Below are 14,492 nucleotides of genomic sequence, written 5' to 3' on the forward strand. Positions count from 1 at the left end.
ACTTTTTCGTGGAAAGGCCGCCGCCTGGCTTGGGAGATCAGGCAACGGCCGGATTGTGGTTGGTCAGAAGCCTCCCTTGCCCGGGATCCAGCTGGTCCCGGCAAGCGGCACCTGCGCCATGGCGGAGGCCTCAATCGTCAGTGCGACGAGGTCTTCCGGCTCCAGATTGTGCAGGTGGTTCTTGCCGCAGGCACGGGCGATGGTCTGGGCTTCGAGCGTCATCACCTTGAGATAGTTGGCAAGACGGCGACCGGCAGCGACCGGATCGAGACGCTTGGAAAGCTCCGGGTCCTGCGTGGTGATGCCGGCCGGATCCCTGCCTTCATGCCAGTCGTCATAGGCGCCGGCCGTTGTTCCGAGCTTCTGGTATTCCTCTTCCCAATGCGGATCGTTGTCGCCGATGGCAACAAGCGCTGCCGTGCCGATGGCAACAGCATCGGCGCCGAGCGCGAGAGCCTTCGCCACATCGGCGCCCGAGCGGATACCGCCGGAGATGATCAGCTGCACCTTGCGGTGCATGCCGAGATCCTGCAGCGCCTGAACGGCCGGGCGGATACAGGCAAGCGTCGGCATGCCGACATTCTCGATGAAGACATCCTGCGTTGCCGCCGTGCCGCCCTGCATGCCGTCGAGCACGACCACGTCGGCGCCGGCCTTCACCGCAAGCGCCGTGTCGTAATAGGGCCGCGCGCCGCCGACCTTCACATAGATCGGCTTTTCCCAATCGGTGATCTCGCGCAGTTCGAGGATCTTGATTTCCAGATCGTCCGGGCCGGTCCAGTCGGGATGGCGGCAGGCCGAACGCTGGTCGATGCCCTTGGGCAGGTTGCGCATGTTGGCGACGCGGTCGGAGATCTTCTGGCCGAGCAGCATGCCGCCGCCGCCGGGCTTGGCGCCCTGGCCGACGACGATCTCGATCGCATCGGCGCGACGCAGGTCCTTCGGGTTCATGCCGTAACGCGACGGCAGGTACTGGTAGACCAGCGTCTGGCTGTGGCCGCGCTCTTCATCCGTCATGCCGCCGTCGCCGGTAGTGGTCGAGGTTCCGGCGATCGTCGCGCCGCGCCCGAGCGCCTCCTTGGCATTGCCCGACAGGGCGCCGAAGCTCATGCCGGCAATGGTGATCGGTGTCTTGAGGATGATCGGCTTCTTGGCATGGCGCGCGCCGAGAACAACGGATGTGTCGCATTTCTCGCGGTAGCCTTCCAGCGGGTAACGCGAGATCGAGGCGCCCAAAAACAGGAGATCGTCGAAATGCGGAACCTTGCGTTTGGTGCCGGCGCCGCGGATATCATAGATGCCGGTCGCTGCTGCCCGGCGGATTTCGGCAAGCGTATAATCGTCGAAGGTCGCTGACTTGCGCGGCGGGGTATAGGGGTTGTGATAGCTCATGTCCGGTTCCCTGCCTTAGTACGCGTCAGCGTTATCGATGTTGAAGTTGTAGAGCGTGCGGGCCGAACCGTAGCGCTTGAACTCTTCCGGCCTGACGTCGGTAACGCCGGCCTTCTCCAAAAGTTCGGCGAGCAGCTTCAGGTGCTTCGGCTTCATTTCCTTCTGGATGCAATCGGCGCCGAGGCTCTTGACCTCGCCGCGCACGAACAGCTTGGCCTCGTAGAGCGAATCCCCGAGCGCATCGCCGGCGTTGCCAAGCACCACCAGATGGCCGGACTGGCCCATGAACGCCGACATATGGCCGATATTGCCATGCACGACGATGTCGATGCCCTTCATCGAGATACCGCAGCGCGAGGCGGCATTGCCCTTGATGACCAAGAGACCACCCCGGCCAGTCGCACCCGCGTACTGGCTGGCATCGCCCTCGATGACGACCGTTCCGGACATCATGTTTTCCGCGACGCCCGGGCCGGCGGAGCCATGGACGGTGACGGCGCCGCCGTCGTTCATGCCGGCGCAATAATAGCCGACGCTGCCGCGCACTTCGACGGTGACCGGCTGGTCGATGCCGACGGCGACGGAATGGCTGCCGCGCGGATTGACGACCTCGAAGCTCGTATCATTGGTGCCAGGGGCAATCGTGTGCAGCGCGCTGTTCAGTTCGCGCAGCGGCACGGTGGCAAGGTCGAATACGCGCATCGCTTCCAGACTTTCTCGTTTTACGCTGACATCCACTTTAGGCAGCCTTCTCATGATCCCAGAAATAGACGGTCGCAGGCTCCGGCTCCCAGACGCGGGCGTCCTCGATGCCCGGCAGGTTGACGAGCGCGCGATATTCGGAGCCGAAAGCAATGTACTGATCGGTCTCGGCCATCACGGCAGGCTTGCAGGCGATGGGATCGCGCACCACGCCGAAGCCGGACTTCGTCCCGACCACAAAGGTGAAAAAGCCGTCGAGATCGTCGAGCGCGCTGGTCAGCGCCTGCCCGAGATCCTTACCCTTGGCCATCTCGGCCGTCAGATAGGCGGCGGCGACTTCCGAATCGTTCTGCGTCTCGAAGGTCATGCCTTCGCGCACCAGTTCCCGGCGCAGATTGTTGTGGTTGGACAGCGAACCGTTGTGCACCAGGCACTGATCGGCACCGGTCGAGAACGGATGCGCACCAAGCGTGGTGACGGCGGATTCCGTCGCCATGCGGGTATGGCCGATGCCATGCGTACCGCCCATCGCGCGGATGCCGAAGCGGGAAACCACATCCTTCGGCAGACCGACTTCCTTGTAGATTTCGACACTATCACCCGATCCCATGACGCGAATGTCCGGCCGCTCCTGCGCTAGCAGTTCGCGCACGGCAGCAGCCTGGGCGGCATCGGTCTCGATGACGGCATGCGTGCTTTTCAGCTCCACCGACACGCTGGCGTCAACCGGCTTCAGCAGCGCTTCCAGCCCGGCAAAATCTGCCGCCGGCTTGGCCGATTGAACCGTGAGTTTCGCGCGACCGTCGGAGGGTGCGCCATAAATGGCGATGCCTGCGCTGTCGGGTCCGCGATCCGTCATGATCACAAGCATATCCGACAGCATGGCGCCCAATTGCGGCTCCAGGCTCTTGTCCTTCAAAAACAATCCGACAATTCCGCACATGGGGACAATCCTTCGTTTCGTTGCTGAAAAGATGGATAACAGCTGCCGTTTCGAATTTCAACTGAGAAGAAAGTTATTTTCTTTTAAAGCAAGATTTTTATGCACAGGTGGCGCCAATCTCGGCAGCGCTCGGACCGACAATGCAGGCTCGCGACACGCAGGACGATCACCTCCCCTACATCCCCTGTTTTTGCGGATAGGAAATGATCGAGAGATAGCGGATCGGCAGTTTCACCAGCTCCTCCGGCCCATGGCGGGCATCGGCGTCAAAGAACAGGCTGTCGCCAGGTTGCATGGTGAAGAGCCGATCGCCATGGCGGTACACGACTTCGCCCTCCAGCATATAGAGAAACTCCATGCCCTCATGCTGAAACGCCGGAAACGTATCGGAGTTGGCGCTGAGCGTGATAAGATAGGGCTCGACGACGACACCGGCCGTATTGTTATCGATATGGCCCAGCAGATTGTATTGATGTCCCGCCCGCGTTCCACGGCGCTCCAATTCCACCCCCTCGCCCGCCTTGACGAAGACTGCGTTGCGGGGCTCCTCGTAGCGGCGGAAAAACGCCGTGACCGGCACGCCGAGTGCGCGCGACAGCGACTGCAGAGTGGTCAGCGACGGCGAGATATTACCGTTCTCGATTTTCGACAGCATGCCGAGGGAAATTCCGGTTGCCGTGGCAAGGTCGGTGACCGTGATACCGAGTTTCTTGCGGAAAGCTCGCACCTCGTGGCCGATGGCGATTTCGAGATTATTTTCCTTCGGTTCGCGCAGGGCATGCGGGTCCTGCAGGAATGCTGCCTTCAGGGCCGGCCGCTCATCGTCGGTCGTACGGCCGATGTCGATCTCTTTCGCCTTGCTTTTCGCCATGCCAGCCGCGCCCTCTCTGATATTCAACCCACAAAAGCCTATCCTGAGAGTGAAATTTTCTCAACCGACAAGAAATTATACACGTTGGCTAAATGCTTTCCCCTGCCGGCCGCTGCGGGGCGGCTCACCAAAGGCGGCGCGATAGCTGCGCGAAAAATGCCCGGCGCTGGAAAAGCCGGTGGCAAAAGCGATTTCCGAGATGGAAAGCGGGCTTTGCTGCAAAAGACGGCGGGCATGGTCGAGCCTGATCTTGCGGTATTCGAGAAGGAAAGAGGATTGCATGAGGCCGGCAAACAGCCGGTCGAGATGTCGTGGGGAAACCCCCGCTAGTGCCGCCATGGCCTGGCGGTCGAGCGGCGCCTCGATCGTCGCCTCCATTGTCTCAAGCACCGTCAGCAGACCAGGATGATTGACGCCGTAGCGCTCGGCAAGCGATGCCCGCTGCGGCGCACCTGAGCTTTCCACATGGGTATGAAGATACCAGTCGCTGACCCGGCGGGCGAAATCCGACCCCATCCGCTCGGAGATCAGCGCGTGCATCATGTCGAGCGGCGCCACGCCGCCGCCGCAGGTGATGCGGTTGCCGTCGAGGACATAACGCGCCTGACGTGGAGCAAGCCCCGGAAAGGCCTCCATCAGCGCCGGGGCGTGTTCCCAATGAATGGTGAAGTCGCGATCCTCAAGCAAGCCCGCCGCAGCCATAAGATAAGGGCCACCGGAAATACCGCCGATGCGCACCCCTTCGCGGGCAAGCTGGCGCAGGCAGGCCAGAACAGTGGGGACATTCCAATCGACCGGCGTGCCGCCTGCGCAGACGAAAACGGTGTGAAGGCCCGTACTTCGTCCGGGCAACGGCGACGAAGGAACGGGAATTCCCGAAGACGTCTCAACCTCATCGCCTTCGGCTGCATGGGAGGACAAAGCGTATATGTCTTTACCCGCCAGAAGATTGGCAGCCCGCAGCGGCTCTACCGCCGAGGCATAGGACATCAGGGCAAATCCCGGGATCAGGATAAAGCCGATCTTCTGCACGTTTTTTCGATCATCCGTCACCATAGCCCAATTATGACTTATTCCGTCTCTTTTCTGCAAGTGGCGAAAAACAATCCTGTCATGATCGGTGCCAGTCACCCGGGATCATATCGCCATGCGCTACTCCGCCTTTTCCGTTTTTCTCAATGCCCTGCGCGGCAACAAGGGTTGGAAACCGGCCTGGCGAAGCCCAGTCCCGAAAAACCATTATGACGTCATCATCGTCGGTGGCGGCGGGCATGGACTTGCTACGGCCTACTACCTCGCCAAGGAATTCGGCATCATCAATGTCGCCGTGCTGGAAAAGGGCTATATCGGCTCCGGCAATGTCGGCCGCAACACGACGATCATCCGCTCCAACTATCTCTTGCAGGGCAACAACCCGTTCTACGAACTGTCGATGAAGCTCTGGGAGGGGCTGGAGCAGGACTTCAACTTCAACGCCATGGTCTCGCAGCGCGGCGTGCTGAACCTCTATCATTCCGACGCCCAGCGCGACGCCTATACGCGCCGCGGCAACGCGATGCGCCTGCACGGCGTCGATGCCGACCTGCTCGATCGCAACACTGTCCGCCAGATGCTGCCCTTCCTCGATTTCGACAATGCCCGCTTCCCGATTCAAGGAGCGCTGATGCAGAAACGCGGCGGAACCGTGCGGCATGACGCGGTTGCCTGGGGCTATGCCCGCGGCGCCGATATGCGCGGCGTCGACATCATCCAGAATTGCGAGGTTAAAGGCATCCGCCGCGAAAACGGCGTCGTTACCGGCGTCGAGACCAGCCAGGGTTTCATCGGCTGCGGCAAGCTGGCACTGGCGGCGGCCGGCAATTCCACCACTGTTACCGATATGGTCGATATGAAACTGCCGATCGAAAGCCATGTGCTGCAAGCCTTTGTCTCGGAGGGACTGAAACCCTTCATCGACAATGTCGTCACCTTCGGCGCCGGGCACTTCTATGTTTCGCAGTCCGACAAGGGCGGCCTCGTCTTCGGCGGCGATATCGATGGCTACAATTCCTATGCGCAGCGCGGCAATCTGGCGACGGTCGAGCATGTTGCCGAAGCCGGTGTCGCCATGATCCCGGCCCTGTCGCGCGTCCGGGTTCTGCGCTCCTGGGGCGGCGTCATGGACATGAGCATGGACGGCTCGCCGATCATCGACCGCACCCATATCGACAATCTCTACCTGAACGCCGGCTGGTGCTACGGCGGCTTCAAGGCCACCCCCGCTTCCGGCTTCTGCTACGCTCATCTGATCGCGAAGAACGAACCGCATGAGACGGGCCGGGCCTTCCGGCTCGACCGCTTCGCGCGCGGCCGGATGATCGATGAAAAGGGCGTCGGCGCCCAACCCAATCTGCATTGAGGACCTGACATGGCCAGCCTGATCGCCTGCCCCCATTGCGGGCCGCGCCCCAAGGAAGAATTCACCATTCGCGGCGACGCGGGCATAACCCGCCCGACACCCGATGCCGGTGAAGACGCCTGGTACGCTTACGTCTACCTGCGCGACAACCCGCGCGGACGCCACAAGGAACATTGGCACCATACATCAGGCTGCCGCCGCTGGCTCGTGGTCGAGCGCGACACGATGACCCACGCAATCTATGCCGTGTCGGATGCCAGCGCACCGGGAGAGACCGCATGAGTTCCTTTCGTCTCTCCACGGGCGGCCGTATCGATCGCGCCAACCCGCTCGATTTCACCTTCGACGGCAAGCCGATGCAGGGTTTTGCCGGTGACACACTCGCCTCCGCTCTTTTGGCCAACGGCCGCCAGCTTGTCGGCCGCAGCTTCAAGTATCATCGCCCGCGCGGCATCCTGACCGCGGGTGCCGCCGAGCCGAACGCGCTGGTGACGGTCGGCGAAGGCGGCCGCACGGAAGCCAATACCCGCGCCACGCTGGTCGAGCTTTACAGCGGCCTCACGGCAAAAAGCCAGAACCGCTGGCCCTCGGTCGATTTCGACCTCGGTGCCGTCAACAGCCTGCTTTCGCCGTTCCTCGGCGCCGGTTTCTACTACAAGACCTTCATGTGGCCGGCGGCCTTCTGGGAAAAGGTCTACGAACCCATCATCCGCAAGGCGGCAGGCCTCGGCCGCGCAACCTACGAGCCGGATCCGGACAGTTATGAAAAATGCTGGGCGCATTGCGATCTGCTGGTGATAGGCTCCGGCCCGGCAGGTCTTGCCGCTGCGCTGACCGCGGGCCGCGCTGGCGCCCGTATCATCCTCGCCGACGAAGGCTTCGAACCCGGAGGCTCCTTGCTGTCGGAAACGGCGCCCATCGGCGAGCAGAGCGCCGCCGATCTGCTGACACAAACGCTTGCCGAACTGACCAGCCTGCCCAACGTCCGGATTTTCTCCCGCACCACCGTCTTCGGCTGGTATGACGGCAATATCTTCGGCGCTGTCGAAAGCGTCCAGAAAAATACAGCGACGGTCGATCCGAACCGCCCGATCGAACGCATCTGGCGCATCGCCGCCAAACACGCGATCCTAGCCTCCGGCGCCGAAGAACGGCCGCTGGTTTTTGGCGGCAACGACATTCCCGGTGTCATGATGGCGGGCGCGATGCGCTCCTATCTCAACCGGCAGGCGATCGCCCCCGGAAAGAATACCGTCATCTTCGCCAACGATGCCTCCGGTTATGCGACTGCCGCCGATCTCGAGGCCGCCGGTCTCGACGTGACCGCGATCATCGACAGTCGTCCGGATGCATCGCGCCTCTGGTCAGGCAAGGCGCGGGTGCTGGCCAATTCGGTCGTTCTGGATGCCAATGGCGGCAAGAACGTCAAGGGTGTCACCGTCCTCAACAACGGCCGCCCGGAGACCATAGCCGCGGACGCGCTTGCCATGTCCGGTGGCTGGAGCCCGATCATCCATCTTGCCTGCCATCGCGGTGCCAAACCGGTCTGGTCGGACGCCAAGGCAGCCTTCCTCGCGCCCGAAACGCAGGAAGGACTGACCATCGCCGGCTCGGCTGCCGGTCTCGGAGGCCTTGAAGCCTGCCTTGCGGATGGCGCGGGAAAAGCGCTATCGGTTCTGCGAGCACTCGGATTTTCCAACACATCCGCCGCCTTTGCCCCGGCGGCCGACAAGACAATCGTTTCCAGGCCCCTCTGGCGCGTCCGCGGATCGAAAGGCAAGGCCTTCGTCGATTACCAGAACGACGTGCACCTGAAGGATCTCGGCCTCGCCGTCAGCGAAGGCTATGGCCATGTCGAGCTGGCCAAGCGCTACACCACCAACGGCATGGCGACCGACCAGGGCAAGCTGTCGAACATCAACGCCATCGGCATTCTCGCCGAAGCACGAAAGGTCTCGCCGGCCGATGTCGGCACGACGACCTTCCGCCCCTTCTATACGCCGCTCTCCTTCGGTGCGCTGACTGGCGCCTCGAAGGGCAAGCATTTCCAGCCGGTGCGCAAATCGCCGCTGCATGATTGGGCGAAGAAACACGGCGCAGTCTTTGTCGAAACCGGCCTCTGGTATCGCTCCTCCTGGTTCCCGCAAGCGGGCGAAACGAGTTGGCGCGAAAGCGTCGATCGCGAAGTGCTGAACGTGCGCAAGAATGCCGGCATCTGCGATGTCTCCACCCTCGGCAAGATCGAGATCTACGGCAAGGACGCCGCCGAATTCCTCAACCGCATCTACTGCAACGCCTTCCTGAAACTGCCGGTAGGCAAGGCGCGCTACGGCCTGATGCTACGCGAAGACGGCATGGTCTATGACGACGGCACGACAAGCCGTCTCAGCGAAAATCACTTCTTCATGACAACGACCACGGCCTATGCCGCCGGCGTGATGAACCATCTGGAATTCTGCGCGCAGGCGCTCTGGCCCGATCTTGACGTCCAGTTCGCCTCCTCGACGGACCAATGGGCCCAGATCGCCGTTGCCGGACCGAAGTCGCGTGACATTCTTCAAACGATGGTTGATGAAGACATTTCAGACGCAGCCTTCCCGTTCCTCGGCGCCAAGGAAGTCTCGCTTTGCGGCGGCAAGCTGACTGGCCGGCTGTTCCGCATCTCCTTCTCCGGCGAACTGGCCTATGAATTGGCGGTTCCAGCGGGTTATGGCGAGGCGGTTGCCGATGCGATCATGGAAGCCGGCAAGCCGCATGGCATCTGCCCCTATGGCGTCGAAGCGCTGGGCGTCATGCGCATCGAAAAGGGCCATGTCACGCATTCCGAGATCAACGGCACCGTGATCCCCTCCGATCTCGGCTTTGCCAAGATGGTATCAACGGCCAAACCGGACTTCATCGGCAAGGCGATGCTGTCGCGCGAAGGGTTGACGGCCGATGACCGGCTCTCCCTCGTCGGCGTCAAGCCGCTCGATCCGGCGACCACGTTCAAGACAGGCTCACACATTCTCGCGGAGGGCGCTGTCCCCTCGCTGGACAACGATCAGGGCTATGTCTCCTCCAGCTGCTACTCGCCGAACGTCGGTTCGACCATTGGTCTGGCTCTCGTCAAGCGTGGCCCGAAGCGCCACGGCGAGCATGTCACGGTCTGGAATGACCTGAAAAACGAATACACCAGGGCCGTGCTGTGCAGCCCGGTCTTCTTTGATCCGGAAAACGAAAAGCTCCATGGTTGATTTTACTCTCCCTCACCGCCCTGCCCTTGCCGATGCCAAATCCGGTTCATTCGGCGCGCCTGCAACTGGCAACCGGATCATGCTTGCGGCCCTGCCGGAAGGTCACGTGCTACAGGTGCTTGGCTCGAAGGGAAGCGCCGGCCTTGAGGACCTGATCCGGCAAATCGGCGGCGGCAACCCAAACGCCGTGCGTGCCTATAGTCCCGGACAGTGGTTCGTCGTTGGCGACGCAGCCCTTTCCCCGGCGGACATTTCCGGCAAGGCGGCCCTGCTCTCGGGCAAGGCCTCCATCGCCGACCAGAGCCACGGTCGCGTCAGAATAGGTATCAGCGGCACAGCCGTCGAAACCGTCCTCGCCAAGGGCACAGCCGTCGATCTCCATCGGGCGAAATTTCCGGTGGGTCATACGGCCATGACCCTGATCGGTCATATCTCCGCGCTTGTAACCCGTACCGGGGAGAATGGCTTCGAGATCCTCGTTCTGCGCGGCTTTGCTGAAAGCCTCTGGGATGAGCTCATTCAGATGAGCCTCGAATTCGGTGTCGATGCAACGGTGAACCATTAAGCCCTTTCGACCGCATGCTGCGCGGCCTCAATTAAGCCTCAATTGACGCCAACGCTGTTTACAATCGTTCTTTGGCCAAAGCTTGGCTACTCGCGGTGCTGGGTGATCCTGGCCCGCCAATCTCAATCCAAATTTTCGATTGTCTCGCCCCTGGTATCGCCATGGGGATCAGGGACGTCTATTGTACGCGATATGAACATTTCCGGCCGGCACTCGGCAGGAATTGACCACGGATGGACTGGCAGCTCCCGACCCGGCAGACGCTCCTTGAAAAAAGCGGATATGACCAAAACGGGGCCAGGCTCCGCTTTTTATTCCCCGCTTACCATGCAAGGAGAACGGCCATGCCTACACACTCCTCCCCTCCCAGGGGCCAGCCTAAATCCCGCCTTCACCGGTTTTCCATCGGCCAGAAGGTGCGGATGAGAAGTACCGTCGGTTTGTCGTTGCGCGACGAAACAATTTTTCGCATTCTCGCGACATTGCCCATTCGGGATGGTTCGCCGCAATATCGGATTCGCACCGAAGGCGAGACCTACGAACGGGTAACGACGGAAGACAATCTCGAAGACGCCAAGGGATAGAGCCGCAAGCGGCCACGTTCCCATAAATCGACAGAGGAAGGACATCACCATGGCCAAGGGACAAGCGAAGAGCAACAAGGAAGTCAGGAAGCCGAAGAAGGACAAGGTCGCCGCAAAGGCAGCGACACCGTTCGGTTCGCTGGTCAAGCAGGCGGAAACATCGAAGCCCGCCGGCAAGCCGAAAGGCTGAACGCTACGTTCGCGCGATACGGAAGCCGGCACGGAAAGCGCCGGCTTTTTTATTTCGGCTGCGAGGGCGTGAAGTTGGCGACGAGCGCATGCCGTTCGCCGGGATAGATCAGCCGCACGTGGGTGATATAGGCCCCATTGCTCCAGGTGCGCCGCTCGACTGTCAGACAGGCAGTTCCAATCGCAATACCGAGGGCCTCCGCGATATCGCCACCGGCTGATGCCGCCCGGATCGTATGCTCGGCAGCGCTCCACGGGACCCGGTTCAACAACCAGGGCCCCGGCGCCGTTTCCTCGAAACTCTCCGCTTCCGCTTCCGGCACGGCATTCAGATTGATCAACCGCTCCTCGAGGCAAAAAGGCCGGCGCCCGGCAAAATGCCGGCAGGTCACGTCGAGGATCGAAACCGGAGACGTAAGACCAAGCCGTACTCGATCGTCGGCATTGCTCCGGCGTTTGGTTTTGCTCGTGAGGCTGTAGCCATAGACCAGCCCCAGCGACTGCACTTCCAGCTTGATATCGCGGATTTCCAGCACCGCAGACTGGGCCCGCGGCTGGGTGACGTAGCTGCCGGATTTGCGCCGGCGCTCGATCAGGCCGGTCTTCGCCAGCTGGGTCAGCGCCTTGTTCACGGTCATCCGCGAGCATTTGTACTGCTCGGCAAGATCGACTTCGAACGGGATGCGAAAGCCGGGCTGCCATTCGCCGGAAAGGATGCGGTCCTCGATATCGCCGAGGATGCGCTGATGCAGCGACAGGTCGTTTGTCGTCTCGACAAGCCCCGTGCCGGCATCCGACGCCGATTCACCCTGCGATTTCACCATTCTCTCACTTTCAAAGGACGATAACCCGGTCCTAGCAGAATTCAGGCGCAGCCGCTTGCCCACAATAGGAGCGGCGCCGGATTGGACCGATCACGCCAGCAGGTCGTTCATGGCCGCCCGGAACCGGGCCGATATCGCTTCGCGTTTGGCATGACGGCCGCCCGCGACCTGCTTGCGCCCCGCGACCCAAACACAATCCGGCTTGGTGCCGTTGGCGAAAAGCCAGGAATCCAGAATGACGTCATCGGCCTGCCCCCCGATCTCAGGCACCGCAAGGCTGACGAAATCCGCCGGATTGCCGACGGCAAGCCCGATCTTCGAAGCCAAGGCAATGCCGCCGCCTTCAATTGCACCGTCGAACAAGGCACGTCCGGTCGACTGGCCCGCCGCAGCCAGCACATTGCGCGAGCGATGCGCCAGGCGCTGCGAATATTCGAGTTGGCGCAACTCATCCGGAATGCCGATGAGGACGTTGGAATCCGAACCGATGCCGAACTTGCCGCCCGCTTCACCGAAGACGACCGCGCTGAACGTTCCGTCACCGAGATTGGCTTCCGTTATCGGGCAGAGACCGGCCACGGCCTTGCTCTCGGCCATACGACGGGTTTCGTCATCCGTCATGTGCGTCGCATGGATCAGGCACCAGCGGCCATCGAGCCCGGCATTGTCGAGCAACCACTCGACAGGCCGCGCGCCGGACCAGGCTATGCAGTCCTCCACTTCCTTGACCTGCTCGGCCACATGGATATGGATCGGGCCGTCCTTCGCCATCGCGACGACGGCGGCAAGCTCGTCCGGCGTCACCGCCCGCAAGCTGTGCGGCGCCACGCCGACCTTTCCGCCCGCAAGCTCCTTGACCGCTATGCGGCACCCATCGAGCAGGCGTTCGAAACTGTCCGTCGTGTTGATGAACCGGCGCTGTCCCTCGTTCGGGGCTGCGCCGCCGAAGGTCGAATGCGCGTAGAAGACCGGAAGCAGTGTCAGGCCGATGCCCGTCTGCGAGGCAGCTGCTGCAATACGCTGGGCCATCTCGGAAATATCGGCATAGGGGCTGCCGTCGATGTCATGATGGAGATAGTGGAATTCGCCGACGCGGGAAAATCCGGCTTCCAGCATTTCCATATAGAGTTGGCTGGCCACGGCCTCGACATGATCCGGCGTCATCGAAAGCGCGAAGCGATACATCACATTGCGCCAGCTCCAGAAGCTGTCAGCACCGGGGCCGCGCACTTCGGCAAGGCCCGCCATGCCGCGCTGAAAGGCGTGGCTGTGCAGGTTCGGCATGCCCGGCACAACGATATCATGACGCTCGTCGCCTGCCTGTGCCGTGACACCCGTTTCGACGGAGGCGATTTGGCCGCCCTTGATCGTCAGCCGCACATCCTTCTGCCATCCCGCCGGCGTCAGAGCCGATTTCACATGAATGCTGGTCAAGGCCTCATCCCTTCCTGACTGTCGTCACGCCAAAAAAATCACTTGCGCTCATTTTCTTTATGTCTATACATAATAGCACGAAAAGGAAAGGCGAGAAATCGATGTCTTCCATAAAATCGAAACCCGACAGCGCCCGGCCAACCGCCTGCGATCGCCTCTGGCGGAACGCGCGGCTTGCGACGCTGAACCCTGCGCTACCGGGCCTCGGCCTTGTCGAAGACGGTGTGATCGCCGTGCAGGACGGGCGCATCCTTTATGCCGGCGGCGAAGCCGGATTGCCCTTTTCCATCGACGATGCCGGAGAAATTATCGACTGTGAAGGCCGCTGGATCACGCCGGGCCTGATCGACTGCCACACGCATCTGGTCCATGCCGGAGACCGCGCCAACGAATTCGAGATGCGGCTGGCAGGAGCCACCTATGAAGAGGTAGCACGCGCCGGCGGTGGCATTGTCTCTTCTGTCCGGTCCCTGCGCGAAGCCAGTGAAGACGAGCTTGTGAGGCAGACCCTTCCCCGGCTTGACGCCCTGATGGCCGAGGGCGTGACCACAGTCGAAGTCAAGTCCGGCTATGGCCTCGATCTCGAAAACGAAGCGAAGGCCCTGCGCGCCGCGCGCCGTCTCGGCGAAGAGCGCGACGTGGCTGTTCGCACCACGTTCCTCGGTGCCCATGCGCTGCCGCCGGAATTCAAGGGCGACAAGACCGGCTATATCGCCAAGGTCGTCAGCGAGATGCTGCCCGCCATCGCGGCGCAAGGATTGGCCGATGCGGTCGATGGTTTCTGCGAGGGTATTGCCTTTTCGACTGACGAAATGCGACTGGTTTTCGACGTGGCGAAGGCGAATGGCCTGCCCGTCAAACTGCACGCCGATCAGCTCTCCAATCTGCACGGCGCAGCCCTTGCCGCCGAATATGGCGCATTGTCTGCCGATCACCTGGAATATACCGACGAGGTCGGCGCCGCGGCGATGGCAAGGAGCGGCACCGTCGCCGTCATCTTGCCGGGCGCCTTCTATTTCATCCGCGAGACGAAGAAGCCGCCGATCGATCTGTTCCGCAATGCTGGCGTTGCGATGGCGATCGCCACCGACAACAATCCGGGCACTTCGCCGCTGACTTCGCTGCTTCTGACCATGAACATGGCGGCGACGCTGTTCGACATGACGGTCACCGAATGTATTGCCGGCGTGACGCGGGAGGCGGCGCGCGCATTGGGCCTCGTCGACGAAGTGGGGACGCTCGAACCCGGAAAATGGGCCGATTTCGCCATCTGGAATATCGAGCGGCCTGCTGAACTCGTCTACCGCATGGGCTTCAACCCGCTGCATGCGCGCGTCCGCAACGGACATTGAAA

14 protein-coding genes are annotated in these 14,492 nt (G+C 61.8%); 7 read left to right on the forward strand and 7 right to left on the reverse strand.

The annotated features are described in order from the left end of the window. Positions 1-63 precede the first annotated feature (63 nt). The 5 genes from J2Z75_RS13660 to J2Z75_RS13680 all read right to left on the reverse strand — a co-directional run bounded on the left by J2Z75_RS13660 (position 64) and on the right by J2Z75_RS13680 (position 4,964). Positions 64-1,392 carry an FMN-binding glutamate synthase family protein gene (locus J2Z75_RS13660; RefSeq protein WP_209853189.1) on the reverse strand — a complete coding sequence of 443 codons (1,329 nt, stop codon included), beginning with the start codon at positions 1,390-1,392 and terminating at the stop codon, positions 64-66. Positions 1,393-1,407: 15 nt separating this feature from the next. Next, positions 1,408-2,094: a GltB/FmdC/FwdC-like GXGXG domain-containing protein gene (locus J2Z75_RS13665; RefSeq protein WP_209853191.1), complete on the reverse strand. Its 687-nt coding sequence runs from the start codon at positions 2,092-2,094 to the stop codon at positions 1,408-1,410. Positions 2,095-2,131: 37 nt separating this feature from the next. Then, positions 2,132-3,037 carry a class II glutamine amidotransferase gene (locus J2Z75_RS13670; RefSeq protein ID WP_209853193.1) on the reverse strand — a complete coding sequence of 302 codons (906 nt, stop codon included), beginning with the start codon at positions 3,035-3,037 and terminating at the stop codon, positions 2,132-2,134. 175 nt (positions 3,038-3,212) lie between these two features. After that, entirely contained in the window at positions 3,213-3,908 is a 696-nt protein-coding gene (locus J2Z75_RS13675; protein ID WP_234937324.1) for a helix-turn-helix domain-containing protein, read from the reverse strand. Positions 3,909-3,983: 75 nt separating this feature from the next. After that, on the reverse strand, positions 3,984-4,964 hold the full coding sequence (locus tag J2Z75_RS13680; protein WP_209853195.1) for a GlxA family transcriptional regulator: 981 nt from the start codon (positions 4,962-4,964) through the stop codon (positions 3,984-3,986). Between the two features lie 91 nt (positions 4,965-5,055). On the opposite strand from J2Z75_RS13680, the gene J2Z75_RS13685 reads away from it, so the two are divergent. From J2Z75_RS13685 to J2Z75_RS13710, 6 genes are all read left to right on the forward strand, one after another. Further along, on the forward strand, positions 5,056-6,306 hold the full coding sequence (locus tag J2Z75_RS13685) for a sarcosine oxidase subunit beta family protein (protein ID WP_209853197.1): 1,251 nt from the start codon (positions 5,056-5,058) through the stop codon (positions 6,304-6,306). 9 nt (positions 6,307-6,315) lie between these two features. Continuing rightward, complete coding sequence (locus tag J2Z75_RS13690) at positions 6,316-6,588, forward strand: sarcosine oxidase subunit delta (RefSeq protein ID WP_209853199.1); 273 nt, start codon at positions 6,316-6,318, stop codon at positions 6,586-6,588. Then, complete coding sequence (locus J2Z75_RS13695; protein WP_209853201.1) at positions 6,585-9,542, forward strand: sarcosine oxidase subunit alpha; 2,958 nt, start codon at positions 6,585-6,587, stop codon at positions 9,540-9,542. The genes J2Z75_RS13690 and J2Z75_RS13695 overlap by 4 nt, the downstream gene beginning before the upstream one ends. Next, a complete protein-coding gene (locus J2Z75_RS13700) occupies positions 9,535-10,107 on the forward strand; it encodes a sarcosine oxidase subunit gamma family protein (protein WP_209853203.1) in 573 nt (190 codons plus the stop codon). The genes J2Z75_RS13695 and J2Z75_RS13700 overlap by 8 nt, the downstream gene beginning before the upstream one ends. Positions 10,108-10,451: 344 nt before the next feature. Next, positions 10,452-10,691 carry a hypothetical protein gene (locus J2Z75_RS13705; protein WP_209853205.1) on the forward strand — a complete coding sequence of 80 codons (240 nt, stop codon included), beginning with the start codon at positions 10,452-10,454 and terminating at the stop codon, positions 10,689-10,691. Between the two features lie 49 nt (positions 10,692-10,740). Beyond that, positions 10,741-10,881 carry a hypothetical protein gene (locus J2Z75_RS13710; protein WP_209853207.1) on the forward strand — a complete coding sequence of 47 codons (141 nt, stop codon included), beginning with the start codon at positions 10,741-10,743 and terminating at the stop codon, positions 10,879-10,881. Positions 10,882-10,930: 49 nt separating this feature from the next. Here J2Z75_RS13710 and hutC read toward each other — a convergent pair whose 3' ends face one another. Then, positions 10,931-11,704, reverse strand: coding sequence for a histidine utilization repressor (hutC, locus tag J2Z75_RS13715; RefSeq protein WP_209853209.1), 774 nt, complete (start codon positions 11,702-11,704; stop codon positions 10,931-10,933). A 90-nt stretch (positions 11,705-11,794) separates the two neighbouring features. Beyond that, positions 11,795-13,138 (reverse strand): formimidoylglutamate deiminase, encoded by a 1,344-nt coding sequence (locus J2Z75_RS13720; RefSeq protein ID WP_209853211.1) that lies wholly within the window; start codon positions 13,136-13,138, stop codon positions 11,795-11,797. Positions 13,139-13,239: 101 nt separating this feature from the next. On the opposite strand from J2Z75_RS13720, the gene hutI reads away from it, so the two are divergent. Continuing rightward, positions 13,240-14,490 carry an imidazolonepropionase gene (gene hutI / locus J2Z75_RS13725; protein ID WP_209853213.1) on the forward strand — a complete coding sequence of 417 codons (1,251 nt, stop codon included), beginning with the start codon at positions 13,240-13,242 and terminating at the stop codon, positions 14,488-14,490. The last annotated feature ends 2 nt before the right edge of the window (positions 14,491-14,492 follow it).

The organism is Rhizobium herbae, assembly GCF_017873135.1.
Lineage (GTDB): Bacteria > Pseudomonadota > Alphaproteobacteria > Rhizobiales > Rhizobiaceae > Pararhizobium > Pararhizobium herbae.